Origin of the sequence: Sphingomonas silueang (assembly GCF_040049155.1) — a bacterium.
GTDB lineage: Bacteria > Pseudomonadota > Alphaproteobacteria > Sphingomonadales > Sphingomonadaceae > Sphingomonas > Sphingomonas silueang.
Map to the genome: position 1 here is coordinate 82,966 of NZ_JBDZDK010000002.1, position 25,815 is coordinate 108,780.

Below are 25,815 nucleotides of genomic sequence, written 5' to 3' on the forward strand. Positions count from 1 at the left end.
GCGGAATGGCAGGATTGTCGATCCGGCCCCGGTCGAACGCCCGTACGGGTGCCGGGCGCGGCAGGTAGCGGCCGGTTCGCTCAGCCCTTCCCCGCATCCTCCGCCACCGTGCCGGGAGCGGCGGCGACGCGGGCGTGGGTGAAGATCATCTCGCGCCCCGTGCGCAGGTCGCCCGTCTCGCTCTGCTGCGACAGGCGCCTGGCGTCGGTCTTGCGGTACAGGTCTTCGGTCCGGTCGATCTCGCCGTCGTCGACGCCGACGCAGGCCATCGCCGCGCGCGCCATCGTCACCGCCGAATCGAGCACCTCGCGGAACACGCCCTCGACCGGCGCGCCCGCCAGCTTCACTACCGCGCGGCGATCGAACGCGCGCACGAAGATGCCGGGGTTGGGGAACGCCTGATGGATCGCCTCGATCGCTTCGCGCTCGAACTGGTCGCCGTCGGTGCAGAACAGCAGCAGCTCGGCATCCTGCGCTCCGGCCAGCCGCAGCAGGTCGATCCGGCTGCCGTCGCCGTAATAGACCTTCATGCCGAAGCTGTCGGCGATCTCGATCATCTCGACATCGCGGTCGATCACGGTGACGCTGATCCCCTGCGCCAGCAGCATCTGCGCCACCGTCTGGCCGAAGCGGCCATAGCCGACGACGACCGCGCTCGCCCCGTCGTGGCGCGGGCCTTCGGGAGTGCCGCCCTCGCGCTGCTCCGGCTCGGCGCGGAACTTGCGGGTGGCCATCATCAGGAACGGCGTGGTCGCCATCGACAGGGTGACGATCGCGCCGAACACGCTCGCCGCCTCGGGCGCGATCAGCAGCGCGTTCTGCGCCTGTGCGAACAGGACGAAGCCGAACTCGCCGCCCTGGCTGAGCAGCAGGCCCAGCGCCAGCGCGCCGCGCCACGGCATGCCGAACAGCCGCCCCAGCGCGAAGATCACCAGCCCCTTGGTCGCGATGAGCGCCAGCGCCAGCCCCACGACGAACACCGGGCGCTCGGCGATCGCGCCGAGATCGAGCATCATGCCGACCGCGAGGAAGAACAGGCCGAGCAGGATCGAGCGGAACGGCTCGACATCGGCCTCCAGCTCGTGGCGGTACGGGCTGTCGGCGAGCATCACGCCCGCGACGAACGCGCCGAGCGCGGTCGACAGGCCCAGCGCCTCCATCACCGCCGCGCTGGCGATGACGGTGAACAGCCCGGCGAAGACGAACATCTCGCGCTCGCCCATGTTGCCGATCAGGCGGAACATGGGGCGCAGCAGGAAGCGCCCGGCAAGGATCAGTCCGGCGACCGCGCCCAGCGTCCACAGCCCCAGCTGCCACCCCGGCGGACCACCGGCATCGGCGGGGTTGCGTGACAATGCGGCGGTGATGGTGATGAGCGGGACGATCGACAGGTCCTGGAACAACAGGATCGCGAAGGCACGCTCGCCGAACGGGGTCTTCATGCGGCCCGCCGATTGCAGCATCGGCAGCACCTGCGCGGTCGAGGACAGCGCCAGCGGCAGGCCGAGCGCGATCGCCGCCGCCCAGCTGAAATGGGTGGCGAGCCAGACGACACCGGTGACGGCCACGCCGCACAGCGCGACCTGGAGCAGGCCCAGCCCGAAGATGTCCTGCTTCATCCGCCACAGGCGGGTCGGCGATAGTTCGAGGCCCACGAGGAACAGCAGCAGGGTGATGCCCAGTTCGGCGATGCCGAGCTTCGCCTCCGCATCGCCCACCAGCCCCAGCACCTGCGGCCCCACCACCGACCCGGCGACGAGATAGCCGAGCGTGGCGCCCAATCCCAGCTTGCGGAAGATCAGCACGAACACCAGCGCCGCGCCCAGCAGCGGCGCGAAATCGTGGAGGAGCGAGGCGGTGCCGTGCTCCTCCATCAGACGGCAGCCCGTTCGTGCGCGGCCTGTGCAGCGGCCTCTGCCGCAGCCTCGAAGGCGAGGCGGATCGAGGCGTGGCGCGCGCTGTGCGGGCGGGCGGGATCGAACAGCGTCAGGCCGGGCCAGTCGGGCGCGTCGCCCTCCCCCGCCAGCCATGCGGCGAGCGTGTCGCGTGCCGTTGCCAGTTCGGCGGGGGTGCGCCCGACGATCCCGCGCGCGAGCAGCGCCGACGACGCCTGCCCCAGCGCACACGCGCGCACCAGCATGCCGACCGCCGCGACGCGGGCATCGGGGCCGAGCGCGATGTCGACGGTCACGCGGCTGCCGCAGACCGGCGATCGCTTCTCGATGGAGGCATGGGCGTCGGCGAGGCGCGTCGCGCGCGCGGTTTCGGCGGCTAGGCGGAGGATTTCGGTGTTGTAGAGCGCGGTCACGCGACCGGATGTAGGGCGGGATCGTGACGGTTGCGAGTCGATAGATGGTTTCGGGCGCGACGAAGCCGAAGGCGAGACAGCGGCGTCTATCGATTTCCGCCTGCGCGGGAATGACGAAGCGTCATCCGGCTCCCGATCGTTCGTGTCGAGCGCAGTCGAGACACCGGGCGTAACGCTTGGGGCACGTCCCTCGACTTCGCTCGGGACGAACGGGAATCGGCAGCATGGGCCGATCGGATAACGCCCTATTCCCCGAACACCGGCTCGCCCCGGCGGCGGCGCGCGACGAAATCGGCGACGCCCGCGCTGGTGGCGTTGAGCAGCGGATAGGTCCGCGCGTCCTTAATCCACAGCGGGCGGCGGGTGGGTCCGCCGCCGATGAAGTCCGCCGCCAGCAGCAGCAGCAGAAAGGCGAGGCTGGCGAGGATCAGCCCTTTGAGCGCGCCGAAGCCGAGGCCGAGCGCGCGGTCGACGGGGCCGAGCACCGAGGCACGGGTCCGGCTGCCGATCGCATTCGCGACCAGCCGTCCGCCGAAATAGCCGACCCCGCTGATGAGCGCGAAGGCGAGCGTCGCCGCGCCGCCCGCGGTGCCGGTGGGGCCGACCAGCGCGGCGGCGAGCGGCGTGTGGAACAGCTTGAGCGCCACGACGACCAGCACCCATGCGCCGAGCGACAATATTTCGGTGACGAAGCCCCGCAGGAACCCGAGCACGCCCGCGCCCCCGACGGTGAGGAGGACCGCGATGTCGAGCGAGGTGAGACCCATGGGGCGGGGTATGGCCGGTCGCGGGACGGCGTGCAAGCTCCTCCCCGGCACGCGGAGGAGGACCGCGCCCCTAGGGCGTGGTGGAGGGGGCTGTCCACATACGCAGCAGTAACGTCCGGAGCGCCCCCCTCCACCATGCTGCGCATGGTCCCCCTCCCCGTGCCGGGGAGGAGCTTTATCGGCCGAGCATATAGTCGACGAACCTCGGCAGGTCCTTGAAGCCGGACAGCGTCACCGCCCTGCCCTCCGCCCCTTGCGCGGCGGGGACGAGCGCGCGGGCGAAGCCGAGCTTGCCTGCTTCCTTGAGCCTGAGCGCGCCGTGCGCGACCGGGCGGACCTCGCCCGACAGCGCGATCTCGCCAAACACGATCGCGTCCGACGGGATCGGGCGTTCGGACAGCGCCGACACCAGCGCGGCGGCGACCGCGAGGTCGGCGGCGGGATCGGTGACGCGATAGCCGCCCGCGATGTTGAGATAGACTTCGGCGGTCGCGAAGGCGAGGCCGCAGCGCGCCTCCAGCACCGCGAGGATCATCGCCAGCCGCCCCGAATCCCAGCCCACCACCGCGCGCCTTGGCGTCGCGCCGGACGCGAGGCGCACGGTCAGTGCCTGCACCTCGACCAGCACCGGCCGCGTGCCCTCCAGCGCGGGAAAGACGACGGTGCCGGTGACATTCTCGTCGCGGCTGGTCAGGAACAGCGACGAGGGGTTGGCGATCTCCGACAGCCCCTCGCTCTCCATCGCGAAGACGCCGATCTCGTCGGTGCCGCCAAAGCGGTTCTTGACCGCGCGCAGGATGCGATACTGGTGGCTGCGCTCGCCTTCGAACGCCAGCACCGTGTCGACCATGTGTTCGAGCACGCGCGGACCGGCGATCGACCCGTCCTTGGTGACATGGCCCACCAGCACGACGGCGGTGCCGCGTTCCTTGGCGAAGCGGATCAGTTCGCCCGAGGAGGCGCGGACCTGGCTGACGGTGCCCGGCGCGCCCTCGATCAGGTCGCTGTGCATCGTCTGGATCGAATCGATGATGAGCAGGTCGGGCGCGGCGCTGCCGCCGAAGGTGGTCAGGATGTCGCGCACCGAGGTCGCCGCGGCGAGCTGCACCGGCGCAGTGCCGAGGCCGAGGCGGCGGGCGCGCAGCCGCACCTGATCCGCCGCTTCCTCGCCCGAGACATAGGCGACCGACTTGCCCGCCAGCGCCAGTTTCGCGGCGGCCTGCAACAGCAGCGTGGACTTGCCGATGCCGGGGTCGCCGCCGATCAGCGTCGCCGATCCCTCGACGAAGCCGCCGCCCAGCGCGCGGTCGAGTTCGGCGATGCCGGTCGTCAGCCGTTCGGGCAGCGCGATCTCGGTATCCAGCCCCGACAGCAGGATCGGCCGCCCGCCGCTTTGCAGATTGTGCCGCGCCGAAAAGGGGGTGACGACCGCCCCCGCATCCTCGACCAGCGTGTTCCAGTCGCCGCAGTCGGCGCACTGCCCCGCCCATTTGGACGAGACCGATCCGCATTGCTGGCAGACATAGCGCTTCTGGGGTTTTGCCATGGGCGAGGGGGTAGCAGATGCGGAACGAAAGGGGAATATGCCCGATCCTCCCCGGCACGGGGAGGGGGACCGTCGCCGAAGGCGATGGTGGAGGGGGATCGCCCCATGCGGAACCGTTCCGTATGCGGATGCCCCCCTCCACCAGCCTGCGGCTGGTCCCCCTCCCCATGCCGGGGAGGAGCTTTAGTCGAGTTCGCTGCCGCGTTTGAGCACCTTGGTGCCGTCTTCCTGTTCGATCAGATAGGCCGGGTTGTCCTTTGTGCCGTTCTTGGTGATCTTCGACCCCTTGATCGTGCGCTGGACGCGGCGGTCGAAGCGTTCCTCGACCTTGCCCTCGGCGGTGCCGTTGCCCCACGACCACTTCACCGTCTGGCCCTTCTTGTAGCTGTCGCTCATCTGCCGCTCCTGTTGTCGGGCGGGTCAACCGCCGGACGGGGTGGAGCGTTCCGGTGGCGTACGCGGCGTTCCGGCGCTATGGCGCGGCCATGAAGCCTTCCGAACTCCGCGTCGCCATGTTCAGCGGAAACTATAATTACGTGCGCGACGGCGCGAATCAGGCGCTGAACCGGCTGGCGCGCCACCTGCTCGACCGCGGCGTGACGCTGCGCGTCTATTCGCCGACCGTCGCCAGGCCCGCCTTTCCCCCCACCGGCGATCTGGTGAGCGTGCCCGCCTTCGGCATGCCGGGCGGACGCGGCGAATACAAGCTGGCGCGCGGGCTGACGGCGAAGACCCGTGCCGATCTGGAGGCGTTCCGCCCGAATGTCGTCCATGTCTCCGCGCCCGACATCCTCGGCCACCGCGCGCTGACATGGGGCCGGGACAAGGGCGTGGCCACCCTCGCCTCGCTCCACACCCGGTTCGAGACCTATCCGCAATATTACGGCATCGGCTTCCTCGAACCCGTCGCGGTCGCGCTGTCCAAGCGGTTCTACAACCGCGCGGATCAGGTGATGGTGCCGGGACAGGGCATGGCCGAGCTGCTGCGCGAATGGGGCGTGACCGCGCCGATCGGCATCTGGTCGCGCGGGGTGGACCACAAACGGTTCCACCCGTCGATGCGCGACCTCGACTGGCGGCGGTCGCTGGGCATCGGTGACGATGAGGTAGCGATCAGCTTCCTCGGGCGGCTGGTGCTGGAAAAGGGGCTGGACGTCTTTTCGGAGGTCGCCGCCGAATTGCAGCGGCGCGGCGTCAAGCACCGCATTCTCGTAATCGGCGAAGGCCCGGCGCGCGACTGGTTCGCCGAAGCGGTGCCGCATGCAGTGTTCGCGGGTTTCCAGGCGGGCGACGATCTGGGCCGCGCGGTCGCGTCGATGGACGTGTTCTTCAACCCCTCGATCACCGAGACGTTCGGCAACGTCACGCTGGAGGCGATGGCGGCGGGCGTGCCGGTGGTCGCGGCACGGGCGAGCGGCGCGGTGGGGCTGGTGGAGGACAGGCGTACCGGCTTCCTCGTGGGGCCGCGCGACGTGCCCGCCTATGCCGATGCCATCGCGCGGCTGTGCGAGGATGCGTCGCTGCGCTGGCAGATGGGCATCGCCGGGCATGACGCGGCGCAGGGCTATCAATGGGATGCCGCGAACCAGGCGGTGCTCGATGCGTATCTGCGGATCGTGCGGGGGTAGTCGGAGGGCGTTACGTTCCCTCGCGGGCCTACCCACCCCCGGCCCCTCCGTTGTCAGGGAGGGGAGCATGGTCGCCCTTGCCCCCGCCCCCCGTTCCGCTACACCGCGCGGCCATGTTCTCCCGCCTGCGCGATCGACCATGGACCACCGCCCTGCTGATCGGCATCGCGGCGCAGGTGCTGTTCCTGTGGGGGCTGGGCCGACCGGGCAGGCTGTCGTTCGACGAGGTGCATTACGTGCCCGCCGCGCGCACGCTGCTGGCGCTGGCCGGGCCGGTGAACATCGAGCATCCGCTGCTCGCCAAGGAACTGATCGCGCTGGGCATATGGCTGTTCGGCGATAGTCCGTGGGGCTGGCGCAGCTTCGGCACGCTGGCGGGCACCGCCACGGTGCTGGGGGTGTTCGCGATCCTCCAGCTGCTGTTCCGGCGGACGCACGTCTCGGCGTTCGGCGCGGGCATGGCGCTGCTCAACCAGACGATCCTCGTCGAGGCGCGCACCGCGATGCTCGAAGTGTATCTGGGGGCGTTCACCACGCTCGCCATCGCCGCGCTGCTATGGGCGATGCGGCGGGGCGGCATCGCGCGACTGGCGCTGGCGGCGGTGCTGTTCGGGCTGGCGGTCGCGGTCAAATGGGCGGCGGTGCCCTATGTCGCCGGGGCCGGGCTGTTGGTGTTGTGGGGGAAGACCGGGGGGCGGCGCTATTGGCCGGGGGTCGGGCTGGTCCCGGCGCTGGTGCTGCTGTTCGGGGTCAGCATCGCCACCTATTTCGCGACCTTCGCCCCGGCGTTCTTCTACGCGAGCGAACCGATGACGTTCGCGCGGCTGCTGCCGTTCCAGTGGGAGATGTACCAGCGGCAGACGCAGGTACTGGCCCCCCACCCCTATCAGTCGAGCTGGTGGAGCTGGCCGTTGCTGATCCGGCCGATCTGGTATTTCTACGAGCCCGACGACGGCGTGCAGCGCGGGGTGCTGCTGATCGGCAATCCGGCGGTCATGTGGGGCGGGCTGGTCGCGGTCGCGATGTGCCTGTGGGCGGGGCTGCGGCGGCGGTCGGCAGCGCTGACGGGCGTGGCGCTGCTGTGGATCGGATCGGTCGCGATATGGGCAGTGATCCCCAAGTCGCTGGGATTCTATTATTATTACCACCTGTCCAGCATCTTGCTGGCGGTGGCGATCGGCGCGGCGTATCATGCCTTTGGCCGGGGGCGGTGGCGGCATGCCGACGAATGGTTCGCCTATCTGGTGATCGCGCTGTTCGTGTATTTCCATCCCGTCATCAGCGCCGCGCCGCTGGGCGGGCCGCAGGCGTTCAATCGCTGGATGTGGTTCGACAGCTGGCGGTAGGGTGTCTCGGGCCGGCCAGACCGTTCGTGTCGAGCGCAGTCGAGACACCCTGCGCAACGCCCGGGGCACGTCCCTCGACTTCGCTCGGGATGAACGGTCGGGGTTCGGTCTGGAACATCACCCCGCCCGCCGCCCGTAGCGGCCCCAGGTGAAGCGCGACGACAGCGCGAAGTTCCACACCGCGCCGACGGCGATACCGGCAAGCGCCGGGAGCGCCCATGCCCCGCCGCGCACGTCGTAGAGGAACGCCGCGACGCCGACGTTCGCCACCGCGCCGACCGAGCACACCGCGCAGAACGATACCCAGCCGTCGAACAGCGCCCTTGCCCCCCGCAGCCGCCGGTCGCGATAGGTCAGCAGGTTGTTGAGGAAGAAGTTGAAGGTCATCGCGACCATGGTCGCCACGATCGTCGCGGCGACGAACCCCGCGCCCGCCTCCAGCAGCAGCCCGAGCGCCGCGAGATGCACGATGGCCCCCAGCGCCCCGATCGCGGAGAACAGCACGAAGCGCACCGGCACCACCCGCCCGGCCATCCGGTCGTACAGCGCGATCAGATATTCGAGCGCGACGACATGATCGAGCTTGCTCTCCCCCACCGCGCGGGTGCGGAACACATAGGGCAGTTCGACGAAGCGCAACGGGCGCGGCGCGGCGGTGAGGATGTCGAGCAGGATCTTGAACCCGATCCCCGACAGACGCGGCACGATGCCGCGCACCACGGCGGCGCGGACCATGAAGAAGCCGCTCATCGGATCGGACAGGTCGGCCTTCAGCACGCGGCGCGACAGGCGGGTGGCGAGCGCCGACTTGGCGACGCGATCCGCATCCCATGCGCCGGTGCCGCCGCCGGTCACGAAGCGCGATCCGATCACGAGGTCGAGCGAGGGGTCGGCTTGCAGGGCTTCCGCCATGCGCGGCAGCAGCGCCTCGTCGTGTTGCAGATCGCCGTCGATCACCGCGACGAGCGGCGCGGCGGTGGCGCACATCCCCTCGATACAGGCGGTCGACAGGCCGCGCCGTCCGATGCGCTGGAGCACGCGGATGCGCGGATCGCGGCGGGCGACGGCGCGCACGGCATCGGCGGTGCCGTCCGGGCTGTCGTCGTCGACGAAGATCGCTTCCCACGCCAGCCCGGCCAGCGCGCGGTCGAGCGCTGCGACCAGCAGCGGCACGTTGGCGCGTTCGTTGAACACCGGCACGACGACGGCGAGGTCGAGCGAGGTCATCGCCGCGCTACCGTACCCCCGCGCAGGCGGGGGTCCAGAACCGCGGGCGCTGCCGTTCGTTACCCTGGATTCCCGCCTCCGCGGGGATACTGTTGCGGCCCGGCGTCACAGCGCGGCCAGCACCGCGTTCGTCATGTCCTGCGTCGTAGCGCTGCCGCCCAGATCGGGGGTGCGGTGCCCGGCCTTCAGGACGGCCGTGACCGCCGCCTCGATCCGGTCGGCGGCTTGCGGCATGTCCAGCGAGTGGCGCAGCATCATCGCCGCCGACAGGATCGTCGCCAGCGGGTTCGCCTTGCCCTGCCCCGCGATATCGGGGGCCGATCCGTGGATCGGTTCGTACAGGCCCTTCCGGTCCTGATTGATCGCGGCGGAGGGGAGCATGCCGATCGATCCGGCGCACATGCTCGCCTGATCGGAGAGAATGTCACCGAACAGGTTGCCGGTGACGATCACGTCGAACTGCCCCGGATTGCGCACCAGCTGCATCGCGGCATTGTCGACATACATATGGGTCAGCGCCACGTCGGGATAGTCCGCCGACACCTCGATCACCACGTCGCGCCACAGTTGCGAGGTTTCGAGGACGTTCGCCTTGTCGACCGAGCACAGGCGGCGGTTGCGGGTCCGCGCCGTCTCGAACGCGACGCGGGCGATGCGCGCCACTTCGGCCTCGTCATAGCGCATCAGGTCATGGCCCTCGCGCAGGCCTTCGTCGGTGGTGCCGCGGCCCTTGGCCCCGAAGTACACGTCGCCGGTCAGCTCGCGCACGATCACCATGTCGATCGCCGCCGCGACTTCGGGGCGGAGCGCCGAGGCGTCCTCCAGCCCCGCGAACAGCTTGGCCGGGCGCAGGTTGGCGAACAGGCCCAGCGCCTTGCGCAGGCCGAGGATCGCCTGTTCGGGGCGGTGCGCCCGCTCGACATTGTCGAATTCGGGATCGCCGACCGCGCCGAACAGCAGCGCATCGGCCCGCCCGGCGAGTTCCAGCGTCTCGGGCGGCAGCGGGTGGCCGTGGGCGCGATAGGCCGCGCCGCCGACCGCGCCTTCCTCGAACGTCAGGTCGAGGTCGAGCGCCTCCAGCACCTGACGCGCCGCCGCGGTCACTTCCGGTCCGATCCCGTCGCCGGGCAGTATCGCGATCAACGCCATGCGTGTTCCATCCCTGTCGCGCACGGAAATTGCGCGGATTGCTGTGTCGGCAGCCGCTTGCCCCAAGCCGTGCCCTTCATGCAACCGCCCTTTTCAACCGCTCGACCAGCCGCACCCGCGCATCGAGCGCCACCGCCGCCCGCCCGGTCAGCAGGTCGCGGCGCAGGAAATGGCCCGACAGGGCAAGGCCCTCGAACGCCGCCGCCCAATCGGCGGGGCCGCCGTCGCGCAGGAAGGCGGGCAGCGGCAGCAGACGGTGTTCGAGGCCGGTGGCGGCGCCGGCGCTCACCGCGCCGCCGCTTTTGGGGCTGACATGGGTCAGGTCGTCCCGCACGCCGCTGACGACGCATTCGTCGAGCGCGAGGCCGAAGCCGAGTTCGGACAGCACCAGCAATTCGGTGCGCACCAGCGCGCCGATCCAGTCGCGCGCCGCAGGGGCCGCCTCGATCGCGGCGAACAGTCCCTCGGCGGCGGCATGGACGCGCGGGTAGGGCTGCCCCTCGGGCAGCGCGGCGGCGAGCAGCGCGCACACCCAGTCGATCGCCGCCGCCGCCACCGGCTCGACGAACAGCGGCGCGCGGCTGGTCACCAGTTCCAGCGTGAGCGCCGGGAGCTGCGTGTCGGTCCGCGCGCGCCATTCCCCGCGCACGATGTTGCCGGGTTGCAGCACCGGCCGCAGCGCCCGGCTGCGCCCGCCGCGGACATAGCCGGGCTGCACCCCGTCGCGCGGGGTGAGTGCGCGCACCACCGCGCCATGCTCCCCATGCGCGCGAGCGGACAGGAGGATGGCAGTGGCGGTCAGATGCATGGTTCAGCGGCGGGGCGGACAGTCACCGATGCGGCGGCCTTCGATGCTGTGGGTAAGGGTCAAGGACGTCTGCGGCGAGGTCATCCGCGATTGGAGCAACAGCCGATCCCCGCTGGCCGTTCCGCGCAGGACATGCGCGGTCTCACCCCAGCGGAAACGACATTCCTGTTTCGCCACGATCTGGTTGCCGTCGATCGTGAACCGGAATGCGGGACACCCCGGCCCACCGCGATATTCGCCACTGCCCGCCAGCGCATAGGGCAAGGCGGTCCGGATATCGGGCGATACGACGCAATAGCCCCAGCGATAGGCCTTGGGCGGTTGCGAAGCCCCCCCGCCCCGCGTCTTCGATGCTGCCGATATCCCTTCCCGCTTGGTGTCGCTCCGATCGAACTGCCACAGCCCCGGCGTCATCGACGGTCGCTGCCCCGTCACGACAACCTCGTCGTCCTGCCCCAGCAGCAATGCCAGCAACCATAGCCACATGCGCGCCCCCCTACCCCCGCCGCACCCGGTCCACCACCCGCCCGACGAGCGGCCAGTCCCGCACCCGCTTCGCCGTCTCCACCGCGCCGTCGAATGCCGCCAGCGCCGCCACCAGCGCGCGGTTCGTGGGCGTAGGGCGCAGCAGCAGCAGGTCGAGGCAATCGGTGCCGCCGGTCGCGAACTGGCGCTTGTGCTGGCCCTCGCCCTCGGTGAAGTCGAAGCGCAGCGCCTGGCGGTCGGCGAACAGGTCGGCGAAGGCTTCGGCGTGAAGCACGCTGCCCGGCGACCAGTCGCTCCATGCCGGATCGTGCCCGACATAGTCGTAGCGCACGTCGCCGCCGTGCCGCGGGCAATAGAGATAGGCGACCGGATCGCCGCGCACGAACAGCAGCCAGCCATAGGCGGTGCCCGCCGCCGCCTTTGCCGCCACGCCGGCACGGAACGCCGGATCGTCGGGCAGGCCCGCGCCGAGCAGCTTTTCCTGATAGGTCGTCGCCGCGACCCGACGCGCGTGGCGGTGGAACGTCGCCAGTTCGGCGGGCGTGCGATAGCGGCGCACCTCGATCATGCCGCCGTTCGCCTCGGCCAGCTTCCTGCGCTTGCGCTTGAGCGACGAGCGGGCGTTGCCCGACAGGCCCGCCATCCACGCCGCCTGCCCGATCGTCAGGTCGGTGTGATAGCGGGTGTAGCGTTGCCGCACGAAGGCGATGCCGCCGCGCTGCGCCCGGACCGCATCCTCGTGCAGCGCAGGCAGCGAGGTGATCGACCAGCCATGCCCCCCCGGCGGCAGCGGCGGCAACACCGGCACCACCCCGTCCAGCACCGCGCGCAGATCGAGCGGCACGCGCACCAGCCGCCGCCGCACCGCGAACAGCGTCCGCGCGCCGATCTGGAAGCGGATCGGCCACGCGACCGCACCGGTCACGCGCGGCGTTCCTCGAAAAGGTTCGACCAGAGCTGTTGCGCCTGCCGCCAGCCGGTGCGCATCCGGCGCGACGGCAGCGGGCGGTCGTCGCGCCCGAGCCGGAGCGCGGGGCGATCCGCGAAATGCACCGTGGGCAAGGTCGCCGTCTGCTCGGCGAGCATTCGGCACAGTGCCCTGAACCGGCGGACGTGGATGCGGTTGGCATGGGTGCCGTCGCGGTTCGCCAGCTCGAAGCCGTGGCTGACGATCGTTACCGCCGCATGATCGTTCGCGATCGCATGGCGCAGCGCCGCGCGCATCTCCGACACCGACAGCGCGCAGATCTGGAAATGCCGCCGCCCGCCGCCGGGCGTGCCGATCAGTGTCACCGGCACCTCGATCAGCCCGCGATGCGCGACCGGCGCGATGCGTTCGGGCGACAGGCCGATCGCGCTGGGCCACGGATACGCCGATCCGTTGTGGCTGCTGTCATAGACGAAGCCCAGCGCGCGCAGCGCATCGATCGTATCGTCGTTCGCGCCATAGCTGCCCGCGCGGAACGCGATCGGCGGCGGCGCGCCGCAGGCCGTCAGCAGGTCGCGCGCGCGGGCCAGCACCGCCTGCTGCTCGGGTGTCGACAGGTCGATCAGCTCGAACCGGCCATGCGCCTGTCCGCCGTCGTGCAGCGCCGCGCCGATCCAGTTGGGATGGGCATGGAGCTGCACCTCCTGCCCCGCCGCCAGGATCGCCTCGATCGTCGGCGCGATCGCATCCATGCCGTAGAGCGCCACCGGCAGCGGATCGACGAAGAAACATGCCTTCAGCCCGTGCGCGGCCAGCACCGACAATTGCCAGCGCACCCCGACCCCGGCGGGATCGAGCGAGCGCGCGACGACCGCTTGCGTCGCCATGCCGGCGGCATGATGCCGCCACATCAGTTCGGTATCGATGGTCAGGAAGACGGGCGTGGCCATGATCCATCGCTGTACCGTAGCCGGTAAACATCCGGTAGGCGTCCGACGCGACCGGGCGAAATAGACGGTACGCTGGGGACATTCGCGATATTAACCATGATGACGCCCGGTATTGCGGGAATTTCGCGACGCCGTTCCCCGATTTGCGCAAATTCCGGAACGGGAACCCGATCGAAACGGGAACGGCGGTTAATGTTCACCGTTGCGACAGGCATTAACCGTTTGGACAGGAAGATGCTGGACGACAACGATCATATCGAGGCGATCTTCCTGGTCGCCCGCCATGGTCGCGCTGCCCCGGAGGTTGCCGGCCGTCATTGCAGCCAGGCCGCCGACCGCGGCGACCGCGACGAGGCGAAGCGCTGGCGCACGATTCGCCGCTTCATCCGCCGGTCGATGGCCGGACCGGAGCTGAGCGTCAGAATCCGCTGAGCAGGAAGTCGAGCGCCGCGACGATCCGGTCCTGCTCGGCGGAAAGCGATGCGACCGGCGCGGCCAGTTCACGCAGCGGCACGGCGGCGGCCAAGTGCGTCGCCAACACCCATCGCCTGCCGTCAACGTCCACTAACGGATGCAGTCGGGTGACAGGCGCGGGAATCTCCGCCGGATCGAGCAACGGGACGACGAACCGCGTCGGCAGGTGCCGCAGCACGTCCGCCTGACAGTCCACGACCAGCAACTGCCCATGTCGCCGGGGCATCACATCGAAGCGGGCCATCAGAACCGGCGGAGGTCGGCCAGCGGCAGTTCGTTCGTCTCCGTCCAGCTGTTCCACGCCTCGATCGCCTCGCGATTCTGCGCCAGCCATTCCGCTTCGCGCACCCGGCGGATCGCCTGCGCCAGCCCGGCCTCGCACGCGGCGACCACGTCGATCCCCAGCGACTCCGCGTCGGCGATCATCGCCGGGTCGATCCTGCCTTCCGCGCCCATGCCACCCTCCGTCGTTGCAGCGACATCCTACCGCGAATGGAAGAAGTCATACACCCCCTGCGCCATGGCCTTGCTGACGCCCGGTGCCTTTTGCAGGTCGGCGAGGCTGGCGTTGCGCACCGCGCGCGCGGTACCGAAATGCATCAGCAGCGCCTTCTTGCGCGCCGGGCCGATGCCGGGCACCTCGTCGAGCGGGCTGGCCCCGATCGCCTTCGACCGTTTGTCGCGGTGCGCGCCGATGACGAAGCGGTGCACCTCGTCGCGCAGCCGCTGGAGGTAGAACAGCACCGGCGAATTGACCGGCAGCATCAGTTCGCGCCCGTCCATCAGGTGGAACACCTCGCGCCCGTCGCGGCCGTGATGCGGCCCCTTGGCCACGCCGACCATGCAGACGTCTTCGATCCCCAGATCCTCCAGCACCGCCTTCGCCGCGTTCAGCTGCCCCCTGCCGCCGTCGATCAGCACGAGGTCCGGCCAGCCGTTGCCGTCGCGGTCGACCTCGCGGTCGGGGTTCTCCTCCTGCGCGCGGGCGAAGCGGCGGGTGAGCACCTCCTTCATCATCGCGAAGTCGTCGTTGGTCTGCGCCTGCTTGATGTTGAACTTGCGATACTGGCCCTTGCGGAACCCCTCCGGCCCGGCGACGACCATCGCGCCCAGCGCATTGGTGCCCTGGATATGGCTGTTGTCGTACACCTCGATCCGGTTCGGCGGGCCTTCCAGATCGAACAGCTCGGCCACCTCGCGCAGCAGCTTCGCCTGCGTCGTCGATTCGGCGTTGCGGCGTTCCAGCGCCTCCTGCGCATTGCGCTTCGCCTGATCGAGCAGCCGCCGCCGCGTGCCCCGCTGCGGCACCGACAGCGCGACCTTGAACCCGGCGCGCTCGGCCATCGCCTCGGCCAGCACCTCCGCCTCGGCGAGGTCGCGGTCGACGAACACGTTGCGCGGCGGCGGCACCTCTTCGTAGAATTGCATCAGAAAGGCGGCGAACACCTCGTCCTCCGGCACCTCGCTGGTGTGCGCGGGGAAGAAGCTGCGGTGGCCCCAGTTCTGCCCGCCGCGGATGAAGAACGCCTGGATGCCGATCACCCCGTCGAGGCACGCCATCGCGAACACGTCGGCGTCGCCGATGCCGTCGGCGTTGATCGCCTGGCTGCCCTGGATGAAGGTCAGCGCCTTCAGCCGATCGCGCAGCACCGCCGCCAGCTCGAAGTCCATGTTCTCCGCCGCCGCCTGCATCTGGGTGCCGAGCTTCGCCTGCACCTTGGTCGATTTGCCAGCGAGGAAGTCCTTCGCATCGGCGATCAGCTCGGCATAGGCGGGGGCATCGATCCGCCCGACACAGGGCGCGGAACAGCGCTTGATCTGGTACAGCAGGCACGGCCGGTCGCGCGTCTTGAAGAAGCCGTCGGTGCACGAGCGCAGCAGGAACAGCTTCTGGAGCGCGTTCAGCGTCTGCGTCACCGATCCGGCACTGGCGAAGGGGCCGTAGTAATTGCCCTTCGCGCGGCGCGCGCCGCGATGCTTCTGGATGCGCGGGAATTCATGGTCGGCGCGCAGCAGGATGAAGGGGAACGACTTGTCGTCGCGCAGCAGCACGTTGTACGGCGGGCGATAGCGCTTGATGAGCTGCGCCTCGAGCAGCAGCGCCTCCGCCTCGTTGTTGGTGGTGACGATGGTCATCGAGCGGGTCTGCGCGACCATCCGCTGCAACCGCTTCGTCAGCCGCGATACCTGCGTGTAGTTGGCGACGCGGTTCTTCAGCGCGCGCGCCTTGCCGACGTACAGCACCTCGCCGCGCGCATCCTGCATCCGGTACACGCCGGGCCGGAGCGGCAGCGTGGCCAGCACGTTGCGGATCGCCGCCACCCCGGCGTCAAGGTCCGGCGCGTCCGATCCGCGCACCGTGAAGCTGGCCTTGTCCTCGTTGAAGCGATTGGGGGCGTTGGGTGTTTCCGACATCCCGCCCGATTTAGGGAGCCGCCCGCCCCCGCGCCAGCCGGTTCGGCGATCAGGCGGCGATGCGTCCGCGACCGCCCGCCTTGGCCCGGTACATCGCCCGGTCGGCGCGCTGGATCGCCCCGGCGAGCGCAGTGTCGCCCGGTTCGATCCGGCTGAGCCCGACACTGAGCCCCCAGCCGGGCAAGCCGGCGACCGGGCCGCCCGCCTGCGTCCGCACCCGCTCCGCCGCCGCCGCCGCATCCTCGGCATCGGTCACGACGAGGAACTCGTCGCCGCCCAGCCGGCATACGAAATCCCCCGCCACGGCGCGGTGCAGCCCGTCGGCGATCGCGCGCAGCACCCGGTCGCCCACGTCGTGCCCGTGCGCATCGTTGACCGCCTTGAAATGATCGACATCGACCAGCAGCACCACCCGCCCCGGCACCAGCAACGCCGCCTCTCCCACCGCCAGCCCCGCGCGGTTCCACGCCCCGGTCAGCGGATCGCGCAGCGCCGCCTCGCGCAGCAGCATCCGGGCGCGAAGCCCCGGTATCGACAGCAGCGCGAGGTTGCAGATCGCCAGCAGAAACTGATCGGCGACCAGCGGGATGAGGCCGAGCAGGTCCATCGGCTTGCCGAACAGGACATCGCCCAGCGCCGCCAGCGCATAGCTGGGCACATAGGCGATCAGCGCGCCCCCCGCGACCACCCGGCCGAGGCGGGTTCCGTCGATCGCCCGGCTGGTCGCCATCGGCAGGCCGAACGCGATCATGCACGACACCAGCATGAGGGCCGACAACTGCTCCGCCGCCACCGGCGCGATCGATGCGGGCAGCAGCCATGCCGCCGCCGGTATCACCGTCGCCGCCACGATCAGCAACCACATCCACCACGCGAACGCAGGCAGGCCGTCGAACCGCCGCACCCCGCACAGGGCCATGGCGATGGACAGCGCCATCATCCCCTCGATCACCGCCGACCATGGCGAGGAAACCACGCCCCCGGTCAGGTCGAAGCAGATCAGCACGACGCAATAGCCTGCCGACGACCCCGCCCACCACGTCATCCACGGATCGCGCCGCCCCCGCGCCAGCGCCGCGAACACGGTCGCGAACGCCAGGCTGGACAGGAAGCTGCTGAGCCGCAGCGTCGCCGGATCGACCAGATGAAACATCGTGTCGTTCCTTTATCCACAAGGGATTAACATCCCGTCGCGACCGACGGCGGCGCGCGTGCGTCGTTACCCCCGCGCCGCCGCCAGCACCCGGAGGCCGCGCACCGCATCGACCGGATCGACCGGCACCGCCGCGCCGTGCAGGATCGCGTCGCGCATCCCGGCATAGAAGGCGCGCCAGTCGCCGCGCGCCGATTCGATCCGCCGGGCATGGCCCGCGCCGTCGGTCAGCACGCCCCGGTCGGCTTCCTCCTCGATGCCATAGCCCGGATCGTCCGGCGATCCTCCCGCGCGCAGCACCGCCTCCTGCGGATCGATGCCGTATTTGACGAAGCTGCCCTTCGTGCCGTGCAGCGCGAAGCGCGGGCGCGGCGCGGCGACCAGCGAGGCCGATCCGATCACGACCCGGCGATGGCCGTAGCGCAGGGTGATGCTGAAGTAATCGTCGGCGAGCGCGCCGTCGCGCTGCACCGCCACGTCGCCCGCCACCGCATCGGGCATGCCGAACAGCCGCAGCGCCTGATCGATCATGTGCGGGCCGAGATCGCTCAGCAGCCCGCCGCCGGGGCCGCCATGCTCGCGCCATCCGGCCTTGATCGCGGGGCGGAACCGGTCCCAGTGCAGTTCGGCCAGCATCACCTCGCCCAGCAGACCTTCGCGCAAGAGCGCCTCGACCGTCAGGAAATCGCTGTCCCAGCGCCGGTTGTGGAACACGCCGAGCAGCCGACCGACGCCGCGCGCGAGCTGCACCAGCTCGACCGCATCGCCGTCGTCGGTCGCCAGCGGCTTGTCGACCACGACGTGCCGCCCCGCCGCCAATGCCGCCTGCGCCAGCGGCACATGGCTGTCGTTGGGGGTCGCCACGACCACGAGGTCGAGACTGTCGTCGGCGATCAGCGTCGCGGGATCGGCATGGCGGACCGCCGCGGGATAGCGATCGGTCGGGCGCGACGTCGCGATCGCCGCCAGTTCCATCCCCTCGACCGCCGCGATCAGCGGGGCGTGGAAGGACGCGCCGGCAAGGCCGAACCCGATCAGGCCGACGCGCACCATGTTACTTCAGCTTCGCCAGTTCGACGGCGACCTTCGCCACCTGTTCGTCGGTGATGCGGCCGTTGGCATAGGGCTGGACCTGCTTCAGCGTCATGCCCTTGAACATCGGATAGGATTCATGCTCGAGCATCTTGGGAAAGACCGCATCGAGGATCGCCTTGCCGCGCGGATCGGCGGCGATCGTCTCGATCGAACTGTCGATCGTCGGCGCGGCGGCAGGCGCGGCGGGCGAGGTCTGCGCGGTGAGTGCCACCGGCGCGGCGAGCAGGATCAGGGCGGCGTACACGGACTTCATCACAGGCATCTCCCCATGCGGGCCGGACCGCCCGCATGCGGCGACGCTATAGCATCGCCCGGCGCGACGGAACCGGGCGAATCAGGGGCTTGGGGCCGATCGACATTCGGCAGAACGGTGGACCAGATTGCCCCCTCCCTTCCGGGATTCCTCTGCGGAAGTCACCCGTCCGTACCCCGGCGAAGGCCGGGGTCCAGTGGGGGGAGGTTGGTAAGGTACGGAAAAGCCTTTCCAACTGGACCCCGGCCTTCGCCGGGGTAGGGGCCGGTTCGGACCAAGCGCGCGACTTTCGCGGAGGAATCCTTCCGGGAAGGGAAGATGCCGCACCTTCCCCGAACGCCGATCGGCCCTACCCTTGCGCAAACAGCTTGGTGCCGACCACGCCGATGACGGTCAGCACCATGAAGGCGGCCTGCATCGGCGCGATCCGTTCGCCGAACAGGATCGTGCCGCCGATGATGACCCCGACCGCGCCCAGCCCGGTCCACACCGCATAGGCGGTGCCCGCCGGAATGCCGCGCATCGCCAGCGCCAGCAGCCCCATGTTGACGAACGACAGCGTGATCGGCACCGCCGATGCGGCGAGCGTCCCCTGCCCCGCCGCCCATTTCAGGCTGAGCGCCCAGACGATCTCGCACAGCACCGCGACCCCCAAGATGGCCCATGCCATATCGGTTCTCCTTCACGCGGGCTCGGGATACAGGCCGCACGCCGGAAACCCGGAAGAGACGCTGCGGCAAAACGCGAAACGCCGCCCGGCCGGTCGGCAGGGCGGCGTCGTCGCGACAAGAGAAAGGGATCAGTTCAGCCGACCGCCACCCGATCCGGCGCCCAGCCCCGCGATCGTCCGGTCGACCAGCGCGCGATCGGCGCCGCCCGCCATGCGATCGGCGATCAGCACGCCCGCGGCCTTGGCGGCGGCGTCCGCAGCGGTCGCGCGGACCTCGGCGATGGCGGCGCGCTCGGCGGCGGCGATCTTGTCGCTCGCCATCCTGGCGCGGCGCTGCGTCAGGTCGGCGGCGTCGGCCTCCGCCTTGGCCAGCAACCCCTGCGCCTCCGCCTCGGCATGGGCGACCATCTCGGCGGCCTGTGCCTCGATCCCGGCGATCTTCGACGCATATTCGTCGCGCAGCGCCTCGGCCTCGGCCCGCAGTGCGCGCGCCTCGTCGAGGCGGGTGCGGATCGCGGCGATCTGCCCGTCGAGCAGCTTGCCGATGACGGCGGGCACGCCCTTGACCACCAGCACGATCAGGAACAGCAGCATCGCCGCGCTGACCCAGCCGGTGGCGTCGAGGAACAGCGCGGTCGGTTCCTGATGCGGCACCCCGGTCACGCCGCCGTGCTCGCTCTCGACCGCGTCCGCGCCGGTCTTCGGCAGGCCCTCGTTATGGACCACCTGCGACAGATTTTCCTCGGCGGCCCCGCCGATGCGTGCATTAGCCATGGAGCACCGCCTTCACCGCGCCGTGCGCGTCCTGGTCGCTGACGTGCAGCCCGGCGACGCGCTCGACGATCGCCTGGGTCGCCTGTACCGCGACGGTTTCGATCTCGTCCATCGCGGCGGACTTCTGCGCGGCGATGTCGGCCTCGGCCTGCGCGACGCGCGCCTGCACATCGGCATTGGCGGCGGCGATCCGCTCGGCCGCGGCCGCCGCACCGCGCGCGCGGGCGTCGGCGAGGAGCTTCTGCGCCGCCTCGCGGCTGGCGTTCTCGCGGGTGCGCCATGCCGCCTCGGTCGCATCGGCCTGCGCGCGGGCCGCATCGGCGGCGGCGAGATCGGCGGCGATGCCCTGGTCGCGCTTGTCCACCGTGCCCTGCACCTTGGGCACCATGCCCAGGCCCACGACGAGGAAGACGATGCCGAAGGTCAGCACCAGCCAGAAGACCTGCGACCCCCACGTCGCGGCAAGCTGCTCGATTTGCGGCATGAAACGTCCCGTATTATCTGGTCGGCCGGACCCGCGGCCCGACCGAAGCCGGTTCCGTTCGCGGAACCGGCGAACCGGCGCGGGACCATCCCCACGCCGGGCGTCGCGGCAAGTTACGCGACGAAGATCAGCAGCACCGCGACGACGAACGCGAGCAGGCCGAGAAGTTCGGCGGCGGCGAAGCCGATGAACATGTTGCCCTGCTGGCCGGCCGCTGCCGACGGGTTGCGCAGCGCGCCCTGGAGGAACGCGGCGAACACGTTGCCCACGCCGAGTGCTGCGAGGCCCGCACCGATCGCGGCCAGACCGGCGCCGAGCAGCTTGATCGAGTCTGCTTCCATGTCGAAAACTCCCTTGGAAAAATCAGTTGGTTGGGTTGGGATCAGTGATGGTCGTGCAGGTGCACGGCATCGTTGATGTAGAGCGAGGTCAGCAGCGCGAAGACATAGGCCTGCACGCCCGCGACCAGCATTTCGAGCGCCGAGACGCCGACCATCAGCGCGAAGCTGGGCAGGCTGACCAGCAGGCCGACGCCCGCGCCCGCCGCGGTCGAATTGATGATGAACCCGGCCAGCACCTTCAGCAGGATGTGGCCCGCGGTCATGGCGACGAACAACCGCAGCGCGAGGCTGAACGGGCGCACCATGAACGACACGAACTCGATCGGCGCGACGAGGATCAGCACCGGGATCGGCGTGCCCTTGGGCGCGAACAGGCTGAAGAAGCGCAGGCCGTGCTTGAACAGGCCGACGACCAGCACGATCGAGAAGCTGGCGATCGCCAGCACGCCGGTGACGGTGAAGTGGCTGGTGACGGTGAACGGGTGCAGCCCGACGAGGCCGAAGGGCAGCAGCCCGACGACGTTGGCGAACAGGATGAACATGAACAGCGAGAAGACGTAGGGCAGATACTTGCGCCCCTCATGCCCGATGTTCGCCGCCAGCAGCTTGTCGATGAAGCCGGTGAAGCCCTCGACCGCCATCTGCCAGCGGCCCGGCACCTGTGCCTGCTTCATGCCGCCGATCATGAACACGAACAGCGCCGCCGCCGCGACCAGCATCCACAGCGCCGAATTGGTGAACGGCAGGACATGGTCGCCGAGCGGAATGTTGAAGATCGTCTGCACCTCGAACTGGTGCATCGGATCGATCTTGCCTGCCTCAGCCACGTCGCTTCGCCCCGATATGCCAAGGCGCCCGAAAACCGTCAGTCCGGACGCCGATTGGAAATCCTGATGATATTCCTGAACGCGCTGACGATCCCCAGAGAGAGCAGCACGAGCAGGAGCCAAGGCGAGGTGCCGAGCAGATAGTCGAGGGTTCCCCCGATCACCGCTCCCCCGACCATTCCCCCGATCAGTTCGGCCAGCACGCGGTTGCCCAGGCGATAATTCCGCTCGCCCGCGTCGTCGCGCGCCCCGCCGGTCCTGACCGCCTCGTCCGTCTTCGCCTGCTTCAGCCGCGCGTCGAGCGAGGTGATCCGGGCGTCTTCGGGCAAGGGGTCCAGTCCGGGCTCGTTCTCCGCCATCATCCCTCCCCATGACCTTTCGGCCGGGCCGGAAATACGCCGGATGGCGAGCCCGCCAAGGCACGCGCGCTTTAGGAAGGTGACGGTTTCGAGTCAACCACGGCGTTCGCGCGGGAACCTTTCGGCACGATGAACGGCGTCAGGCGTCCGCAACCGGACGCTCCATATACCGGGCGTCCGGCCCGAAGCCTGTCGCCCCGCCCCCGGCGGCGTGAAAGCCCAGCCTGGCCCAGTAGCGATCCGCCCCGCCGACCGCGATCAGCGCCAGCGTGCCGATGCCGGCGGCGCGGGCGGCGTCCGCCAGTACGGGCAGCAGCCGCTCGACCGCGCCCTGCCCCCGTGCCTCGGGCGCGACGACGACGTCGTGGAGGTACCAGCAGTCGGCGTCGTCGGGGATCGCGCCCAGCAGTGCGTGCATCGCCGGGGGTGCGAAGCGTCGCCACGGATGGCTGATGCAGTGCCCGACGATCCGGTCGCCCGCCGTCAGCACATGGCACCCGGCGGGGGCCAGCGCGATGCGTTCGGCATAGAGTTCCGCCGCCTCGCCATAGTCGCCCAGCGCGGCGCGGGCGAGCGCGGCGACGGCAGGGGCGTCCCCCGCCGTCGCGCTACGCCATTCAGCCACCGAAGGCGGTCTTGAGCCGACCGAAGAAGCCGCTCGATTCGGGGCATTCCTCGCCGGTTTCGGTTTCGCGGAACGCCTCCAGCAGTTCGCGCTGGCGGGCAGAGAGGCGGGTCGGCGTCTCCACCTCGATCCGGATCACGAGGTCGCCGTGGCCGCGGCCCTGCAACACCGGCATGCCCGCGCCGCGCTGGCGCAGTTCCTTGCCCGACTGGATGCCCGCCGGGATGCGGATGCTGTGCTTCGCACCGTCGAGCCCCGGAATGTCGATCGATCCGCCGAGCGCCGCCGTGGTGAAGCTGATCGGCGCGCGGGCATAGAGCGTGGTGCCGTCCCGCTCGAAGATCGCGTGCCGCTTGACGTGGAGGAAGATGTAGAGGTCGCCCGAAGGTGCGCCGCGCGCGCCCGCCTCGCCTTCGCCGGTCAGGCGGATGCGCGTGCCCTCGTCGACGCCGGGTGGCACGTTGACCTGCAACGTCTTGGTCTGTTCGACCCGGCCTTCGCCGTGGCAGGCGGGGCACGGGTCGGCGATCACCTGTCCCGCGCCGTGGCAGGTCGGGCAGGCACGCTCGACGACGAAGAAGCCCTGCTGCGCGCGCACCTTGCCGTGGCCCGCGCAGGTCTGGCAGGTGCGCGCCTTGGTGCCGGGCGTCGCGCCGCTGCCGCCGCAGGGAGCGCAGGGGGCGGAGACGTCGACGGTGATCTCGGTCTGGTGGCCATGATAGGCCTCCTCGAGCGTCACCTCCATGTCGTAGCGCAGGTCGGCGCCACGCCGCGGCCCGGCACGGCCCTGTCGCCCGCCGCCCATGAATTCGCCGAAAACACTCTCGAAAATGTCGGAGAAGCCGTTGAAATCCTGCGCCCCGCCGCCGGGGCCGCCCGCGCCCTGACGGAAGGCGGCATGGCCGTAGCGGTCGTACGCCGCGCGCTTCTGCGGGTCCTTCAGGCAGTCATAGGCTTCGTTGATCGCCTTGAACTTTGCCTCGCTGTCCTTGCAGCCCGCGTTCTTGTCCGGGTGATATTTGATCGCGAGCTTGCGATACGCCGACTTGATCGTCGCGGCATCGGCGGTGCGCTCGCACTGGAGCAGTTCGTAGAAATCGACTTCGGTGGTCATCAAATAGCCCTCTCCCCTTCAGGGGAGAGGGTTGGGAGAGGGGGTTGCCTGAAAAACGACCCGCCCGACACCCCCTCTCCCCGGCCCTCTCCCCCGAGGGGGAGAGGGAGGGGCGTTGGTTTACGCCTTGTGGCTGTCGTCGACTTCCGAGAATTCGGCATCGACCACGTCGTCGGTCTTGGCCGAGGCCGCATCGGCGGCGGGCGCGCTTTCCGCCTGCTGCTGCTTCTCGTAGATCGCCTGGCCGAGCTTCATCGCGACCTGCGCCAGCGCCTGACTCTTCTCGGTCATGCGCTCGCTGTCGCCGCTGTCGACCGCCGCCTTGGTGTCGGCGATCGCCGCCTCGATCTCGGCCTTGAGCGATGCGTCCACCTTGTCGCCGTTGTCGGCCAGCTGGCGCTCGGTCGTGTGGATCAGCGATTCGGCGTTGTTCTTCGCCTCCGCCGACGCACGGCGCTTCTTATCCTCTTCCGCGAACTGCTCGGCGTCGCGGACCATCTGGTCGATGTCGCTGTCCGACAGGCCGCCCGAAGCCTGGATGCGGATCTGCTGCTCCTTGCCGGTGCCCTTGTCCTTCGCCGACACGTTGACGATGCCGTTGGCGTCGATGTCGAAGGTGACCTCGATCTGCGGCACGCCGCGCGGCGCGGGCGGGATGCCGACCAGATCGAACTGGCCGAGCATCTTGTTGTCGGCGGCCATCTCGCGCTCGCCCTGGAACACGCGGATCGTCACCGCCTGCTGATTGTCGTCGGCGGTCGAATAGACCTGCGACTTCTTGGTCGGGATCGTCGTGTTGCGATCGATCATGCGGGTCATGATGCCGCCCAGCGTCTCGATGCCGAGGCTCAGCGGGGTCACGTCGAGCAGCAGCACGTCCTTGACGTCGCCCTGCAGCACGCCCGCCTGGATCGCGGCGCCGATCGCGACCACCTCATCGGGGTTCACGCCGGTGTGCGGCTCCTTGCCGAAGAACTGCTTCACGACCTCGCGGACGCGGGGCATGCGGGTCATGCCGCCGACCAGCACGACCTCGTCGATCGCGTTCGCCTGCACGCCCGCATCGGCCAGCGCCTTCTTGCACGGCTCGAGCGTGCGCTTCACCAGATCCTCGACCAGACGCTCCAGATCGGCGCGGGTGATCGACTTGACGAGGTGCTTCGGACCCGTCGCGTCGGCGGTGATGAACGGCAGGTTCACCTCGGTCGTCTGGGTCGAGGACAGCTCGATCTTGGCCTTTTCGGCGGCTTCCTTCAGCCGCTGGAGCGCCAGCTTGTCCTTGGTCAGGTCGATGCCTTCGGCCTTCTTGAACTCGTCGGCCAGATACTGGACGAGCTTGGCATCGAAATCCTCGCCGCCGAGGAAGGTGTCGCCGTTGGTCGACTTCACCTCGAACACGCCGTCGCCGATCTCGAGCACCGAGATGTCGAAGGTGCCGCCGCCGAGGTCATAGACCGCGATCGTCTTGTTATTGTCCTTGTCGAGACCATAGGCGAGCGCGGCTGCCGTCGGCTCGTTGATGATGCGCAGCACTTCGAGGCCGGCGATCTTGCCTGCGTCCTTGGTCGCCTGACGCTGGGCGTCGTTGAAATAGGCGGGAACGGTGATGACCGCCTGGGTCACGGTCTCGCCGAGATACGACTCCGCCGTTTCCTTCATCTTCTGCAGGATGAACGCGCTGATCTGCGACGGCGAATATTCCTCGCCGCCCGCCTTCACCCATGCGTCGCCGTTCGGACCGCGCGCGATGGTGTAGGGCACCAGTTCGGTGTCCTTCTTGGTGACGGGATCGTCGAACCGGCGGCCGATCAGGCGCTTCACCGCGAAGATGGTGTTGTCGCCGTTCGTCACCGCCTGCCGCTTGGCGGGCTGACCGATCAGCCGCTCGCCGTCCTTCGCGAAGGCGACGATCGACGGCGTGGTACGCGCGCCTTCCGCATTCTCGATGACCTTCGGGCTGCCGCCCTCCATCACCGCGACGCAGCTGTTGGTCGTGCCCAGATCGATGCCGATAATTTTAGCCATGGTCCCTCATTGGCCCCCAAGGTTGGAAATATGCCGGAAACCCGTGCGTCCGGGGAGACGCCG

Annotated in this window: 29 protein-coding genes; 3 read left to right on the plus strand and 26 right to left on the minus strand. The window is 69.7% G+C overall.

The annotated features are described in order from the left end of the window. Positions 1–80 precede the first annotated feature (80 nt). From ABLE43_RS02400 to ABLE43_RS02420, 5 genes are all read right to left on the minus strand, one after another. Positions 81–1,874 (minus strand): cation:proton antiporter domain-containing protein, encoded by a 1,794-nt coding sequence (locus ABLE43_RS02400; RefSeq protein WP_348976880.1) that lies wholly within the window; start codon positions 1,872–1,874, stop codon positions 81–83. After that, a complete protein-coding gene (locus ABLE43_RS02405; protein WP_348976881.1) occupies positions 1,874–2,308 on the minus strand; it encodes an iron-sulfur cluster assembly scaffold protein in 435 nt (144 codons plus the stop codon). Before ABLE43_RS02405 ends, ABLE43_RS02400 begins: the two co-directional genes overlap by 1 nt. A gap of 245 nt (positions 2,309–2,553) precedes the next feature. Further along, complete coding sequence (locus ABLE43_RS02410; protein ID WP_348976882.1) at positions 2,554–3,075, minus strand: CvpA family protein; 522 nt, start codon at positions 3,073–3,075, stop codon at positions 2,554–2,556. Positions 3,076–3,250: 175 nt separating this feature from the next. Further along, entirely contained in the window at positions 3,251–4,621 is a 1,371-nt protein-coding gene (gene radA / locus ABLE43_RS02415; RefSeq protein WP_348976883.1) for a DNA repair protein RadA, read from the minus strand. Between the two features lie 183 nt (positions 4,622–4,804). Next, entirely contained in the window at positions 4,805–5,017 is a 213-nt protein-coding gene (locus tag ABLE43_RS02420) for a hypervirulence associated TUDOR domain-containing protein (protein WP_348976884.1), read from the minus strand. Between the two features lie 89 nt (positions 5,018–5,106). On the opposite strand from ABLE43_RS02420, the gene ABLE43_RS02425 reads away from it, so the two are divergent. Then, on the plus strand, positions 5,107–6,249 hold the full coding sequence (locus tag ABLE43_RS02425; RefSeq protein WP_348976885.1) for a glycosyltransferase family 4 protein: 1,143 nt from the start codon (positions 5,107–5,109) through the stop codon (positions 6,247–6,249). A gap of 113 nt (positions 6,250–6,362) precedes the next feature. Further along, a complete protein-coding gene (locus ABLE43_RS02430) occupies positions 6,363–7,595 on the plus strand; it encodes a phospholipid carrier-dependent glycosyltransferase (protein WP_348976886.1) in 1,233 nt (410 codons plus the stop codon). A 117-nt stretch (positions 7,596–7,712) separates the two neighbouring features. Here the strand turns inward: ABLE43_RS02430 and ABLE43_RS02435 are convergent, their stop codons facing one another. The 6 genes from ABLE43_RS02435 to ABLE43_RS02460 all read right to left on the minus strand — a co-directional run bounded on the left by ABLE43_RS02435 (position 7,713) and on the right by ABLE43_RS02460 (position 13,143). After that, a complete protein-coding gene (locus tag ABLE43_RS02435) occupies positions 7,713–8,822 on the minus strand; it encodes a glycosyltransferase family 2 protein (RefSeq protein WP_348976887.1) in 1,110 nt (369 codons plus the stop codon). Between the two features lie 105 nt (positions 8,823–8,927). Next, entirely contained in the window at positions 8,928–9,971 is a 1,044-nt protein-coding gene (gene leuB, locus ABLE43_RS02440; RefSeq protein ID WP_348976888.1) for a 3-isopropylmalate dehydrogenase, read from the minus strand. Between the two features lie 76 nt (positions 9,972–10,047). Further along, positions 10,048–10,779 (minus strand): DNA repair protein RecO, encoded by a 732-nt coding sequence (gene recO / locus ABLE43_RS02445; protein ID WP_348976889.1) that lies wholly within the window; start codon positions 10,777–10,779, stop codon positions 10,048–10,050. Between the two features lie 3 nt (positions 10,780–10,782). Further along, positions 10,783–11,265: a DUF3617 domain-containing protein gene (locus ABLE43_RS02450; protein ID WP_348976890.1), complete on the minus strand. Its 483-nt coding sequence runs from the start codon at positions 11,263–11,265 to the stop codon at positions 10,783–10,785. A gap of 10 nt (positions 11,266–11,275) precedes the next feature. Continuing rightward, on the minus strand, positions 11,276–12,190 hold the full coding sequence (locus tag ABLE43_RS02455; RefSeq protein ID WP_348976891.1) for a GNAT family N-acetyltransferase: 915 nt from the start codon (positions 12,188–12,190) through the stop codon (positions 11,276–11,278). Next, the gene (locus ABLE43_RS02460; protein WP_348976892.1) at positions 12,187–13,143 is read right to left on the minus strand and encodes a polysaccharide deacetylase family protein; all 957 of its coding nucleotides are present in this window, start codon (positions 13,141–13,143) and stop codon (positions 12,187–12,189) included. The genes ABLE43_RS02455 and ABLE43_RS02460 overlap by 4 nt, the downstream gene beginning before the upstream one ends. A gap of 234 nt (positions 13,144–13,377) precedes the next feature. On the opposite strand from ABLE43_RS02460, the gene ABLE43_RS02465 reads away from it, so the two are divergent. Further along, positions 13,378–13,575, plus strand: coding sequence for a hypothetical protein (locus ABLE43_RS02465; protein ID WP_348976893.1), 198 nt, complete (start codon positions 13,378–13,380; stop codon positions 13,573–13,575). Here ABLE43_RS02465 and ABLE43_RS02470 read toward each other — a convergent pair. The 15 genes from ABLE43_RS02470 to dnaK form a co-directional block, all read right to left on the minus strand. Further along, positions 13,562–13,861, minus strand: a complete 300-nt coding sequence (locus tag ABLE43_RS02470; RefSeq protein WP_348976894.1) for a CcdB family protein — start codon at positions 13,859–13,861, stop codon at positions 13,562–13,564. The genes ABLE43_RS02465 and ABLE43_RS02470 overlap by 14 nt on opposite strands. Continuing rightward, complete coding sequence (locus ABLE43_RS02475) at positions 13,861–14,073, minus strand: type II toxin-antitoxin system CcdA family antitoxin (protein ID WP_348976895.1); 213 nt, start codon at positions 14,071–14,073, stop codon at positions 13,861–13,863. The genes ABLE43_RS02470 and ABLE43_RS02475 overlap by 1 nt, the downstream gene beginning before the upstream one ends. Before the next feature lie 27 nt (positions 14,074–14,100). Continuing rightward, complete coding sequence (gene uvrC / locus ABLE43_RS02480) at positions 14,101–16,032, minus strand: excinuclease ABC subunit UvrC (protein ID WP_348976896.1); 1,932 nt, start codon at positions 16,030–16,032, stop codon at positions 14,101–14,103. A gap of 49 nt (positions 16,033–16,081) precedes the next feature. Then, the gene (locus ABLE43_RS02485) at positions 16,082–17,185 is read right to left on the minus strand and encodes a GGDEF domain-containing protein (protein ID WP_348976897.1); all 1,104 of its coding nucleotides are present in this window, start codon (positions 17,183–17,185) and stop codon (positions 16,082–16,084) included. Positions 17,186–17,251: 66 nt separating this feature from the next. Next, the gene (locus ABLE43_RS02490) at positions 17,252–18,238 is read right to left on the minus strand and encodes an oxidoreductase (RefSeq protein WP_348976898.1); all 987 of its coding nucleotides are present in this window, start codon (positions 18,236–18,238) and stop codon (positions 17,252–17,254) included. A gap of 1 nt (position 18,239) precedes the next feature. Next, on the minus strand, positions 18,240–18,533 hold the full coding sequence (locus tag ABLE43_RS02495) for a hypothetical protein (protein WP_348976899.1): 294 nt from the start codon (positions 18,531–18,533) through the stop codon (positions 18,240–18,242). Between the two features lie 349 nt (positions 18,534–18,882). Continuing rightward, positions 18,883–19,203, minus strand: coding sequence for a DMT family transporter (locus ABLE43_RS02500; RefSeq protein ID WP_348976900.1), 321 nt, complete (start codon positions 19,201–19,203; stop codon positions 18,883–18,885). 129 nt (positions 19,204–19,332) lie between these two features. Then, a complete protein-coding gene (locus tag ABLE43_RS02505) occupies positions 19,333–19,977 on the minus strand; it encodes a F0F1 ATP synthase subunit B family protein (RefSeq protein WP_348976901.1) in 645 nt (214 codons plus the stop codon). Further along, positions 19,970–20,461 carry a F0F1 ATP synthase subunit B family protein gene (locus ABLE43_RS02510; RefSeq protein ID WP_348976902.1) on the minus strand — a complete coding sequence of 164 codons (492 nt, stop codon included), beginning with the start codon at positions 20,459–20,461 and terminating at the stop codon, positions 19,970–19,972. Before ABLE43_RS02510 ends, ABLE43_RS02505 begins: the two co-directional genes overlap by 8 nt. 113 nt (positions 20,462–20,574) lie before the next feature. Further along, positions 20,575–20,802, minus strand: a complete 228-nt coding sequence (locus ABLE43_RS02515; RefSeq protein WP_055759484.1) for a F0F1 ATP synthase subunit C — start codon at positions 20,800–20,802, stop codon at positions 20,575–20,577. Between the two features lie 41 nt (positions 20,803–20,843). Then, positions 20,844–21,602, minus strand: coding sequence for a F0F1 ATP synthase subunit A (locus ABLE43_RS02520; protein WP_348977134.1), 759 nt, complete (start codon positions 21,600–21,602; stop codon positions 20,844–20,846). Between the two features lie 65 nt (positions 21,603–21,667). Continuing rightward, the gene (locus ABLE43_RS02525) at positions 21,668–21,988 is read right to left on the minus strand and encodes an AtpZ/AtpI family protein (RefSeq protein ID WP_348976903.1); all 321 of its coding nucleotides are present in this window, start codon (positions 21,986–21,988) and stop codon (positions 21,668–21,670) included. 139 nt (positions 21,989–22,127) lie between these two features. Beyond that, positions 22,128–22,613: a GNAT family N-acetyltransferase gene (locus ABLE43_RS02530; protein ID WP_348976904.1), complete on the minus strand. Its 486-nt coding sequence runs from the start codon at positions 22,611–22,613 to the stop codon at positions 22,128–22,130. Further along, the gene (dnaJ, locus tag ABLE43_RS02535; RefSeq protein ID WP_348976905.1) at positions 22,606–23,727 is read right to left on the minus strand and encodes a molecular chaperone DnaJ; all 1,122 of its coding nucleotides are present in this window, start codon (positions 23,725–23,727) and stop codon (positions 22,606–22,608) included. The genes ABLE43_RS02530 and dnaJ overlap by 8 nt, the downstream gene beginning before the upstream one ends. 120 nt (positions 23,728–23,847) lie before the next feature. After that, positions 23,848–25,752: a molecular chaperone DnaK gene (dnaK, locus tag ABLE43_RS02540; protein ID WP_348976906.1), complete on the minus strand. Its 1,905-nt coding sequence runs from the start codon at positions 25,750–25,752 to the stop codon at positions 23,848–23,850. Positions 25,753–25,815: the final 63 nt, after the last annotated feature.

Bases quoted from the DNA above. Each gene is read 5' to 3' on its own strand.
- ABLE43_RS02400 (WP_348976880.1), bottom strand. From the start codon at position 1,874: ATGGAGGAGCACGGCACCGCCTCGCTCCTCCACGATTTCGCGCCGCTG.
- ABLE43_RS02410 (WP_348976882.1), bottom strand. From the start codon at position 3,075: ATGGGTCTCACCTCGCTCGACATCGCGGTCCTCCTCACCGTCGGGGGC.
- radA (WP_348976883.1), bottom strand. From the start codon at position 4,621: ATGGCAAAACCCCAGAAGCGCTATGTCTGCCAGCAATGCGGATCGGTC.
- ABLE43_RS02420 (WP_348976884.1), bottom strand. From the start codon at position 5,017: ATGAGCGACAGCTACAAGAAGGGCCAGACGGTGAAGTGGTCGTGGGGC.
- ABLE43_RS02425 (WP_348976885.1), top strand. From the start codon at position 5,107: ATGAAGCCTTCCGAACTCCGCGTCGCCATGTTCAGCGGAAACTATAAT.
- ABLE43_RS02430 (WP_348976886.1), top strand. From the start codon at position 6,363: ATGTTCTCCCGCCTGCGCGATCGACCATGGACCACCGCCCTGCTGATC.
- ABLE43_RS02435 (WP_348976887.1), bottom strand. From the start codon at position 8,822: ATGACCTCGCTCGACCTCGCCGTCGTCGTGCCGGTGTTCAACGAACGC.
- leuB (WP_348976888.1), bottom strand. From the start codon at position 9,971: ATGGCGTTGATCGCGATACTGCCCGGCGACGGGATCGGACCGGAAGTG.
- recO (WP_348976889.1), bottom strand. From the start codon at position 10,779: ATGCATCTGACCGCCACTGCCATCCTCCTGTCCGCTCGCGCGCATGGG.
- ABLE43_RS02450 (WP_348976890.1), bottom strand. From the start codon at position 11,265: ATGTGGCTATGGTTGCTGGCATTGCTGCTGGGGCAGGACGACGAGGTT.
- ABLE43_RS02460 (WP_348976892.1), bottom strand. From the start codon at position 13,143: ATGGCCACGCCCGTCTTCCTGACCATCGATACCGAACTGATGTGGCGG.
- ABLE43_RS02465 (WP_348976893.1), top strand. From the start codon at position 13,378: ATGCTGGACGACAACGATCATATCGAGGCGATCTTCCTGGTCGCCCGC.
- ABLE43_RS02470 (WP_348976894.1), bottom strand. From the start codon at position 13,861: ATGGCCCGCTTCGATGTGATGCCCCGGCGACATGGGCAGTTGCTGGTC.
- ABLE43_RS02475 (WP_348976895.1), bottom strand. From the start codon at position 14,073: ATGGGCGCGGAAGGCAGGATCGACCCGGCGATGATCGCCGACGCGGAG.
- uvrC (WP_348976896.1), bottom strand. From the start codon at position 16,032: ATGTCGGAAACACCCAACGCCCCCAATCGCTTCAACGAGGACAAGGCC.
- ABLE43_RS02485 (WP_348976897.1), bottom strand. From the start codon at position 17,185: ATGTTTCATCTGGTCGATCCGGCGACGCTGCGGCTCAGCAGCTTCCTG.
- ABLE43_RS02490 (WP_348976898.1), bottom strand. From the start codon at position 18,238: ATGGTGCGCGTCGGCCTGATCGGGTTCGGCCTTGCCGGCGCGTCCTTC.
- ABLE43_RS02495 (WP_348976899.1), bottom strand. From the start codon at position 18,533: ATGAAGTCCGTGTACGCCGCCCTGATCCTGCTCGCCGCGCCGGTGGCA.
- ABLE43_RS02500 (WP_348976900.1), bottom strand. From the start codon at position 19,203: ATGGCATGGGCCATCTTGGGGGTCGCGGTGCTGTGCGAGATCGTCTGG.
- ABLE43_RS02505 (WP_348976901.1), bottom strand. From the start codon at position 19,977: ATGGCTAATGCACGCATCGGCGGGGCCGCCGAGGAAAATCTGTCGCAG.
- ABLE43_RS02510 (WP_348976902.1), bottom strand. From the start codon at position 20,461: ATGCCGCAAATCGAGCAGCTTGCCGCGACGTGGGGGTCGCAGGTCTTC.
- ABLE43_RS02515 (WP_055759484.1), bottom strand. From the start codon at position 20,802: ATGGAAGCAGACTCGATCAAGCTGCTCGGCGCCGGTCTGGCCGCGATC.
- ABLE43_RS02520 (WP_348977134.1), bottom strand. From the start codon at position 21,602: ATGCACCAGTTCGAGGTGCAGACGATCTTCAACATTCCGCTCGGCGAC.
- ABLE43_RS02525 (WP_348976903.1), bottom strand. From the start codon at position 21,988: ATGGCGGAGAACGAGCCCGGACTGGACCCCTTGCCCGAAGACGCCCGG.
- dnaJ (WP_348976905.1), bottom strand. From the start codon at position 23,727: ATGACCACCGAAGTCGATTTCTACGAACTGCTCCAGTGCGAGCGCACC.
- dnaK (WP_348976906.1), bottom strand. From the start codon at position 25,752: ATGGCTAAAATTATCGGCATCGATCTGGGCACGACCAACAGCTGCGTC.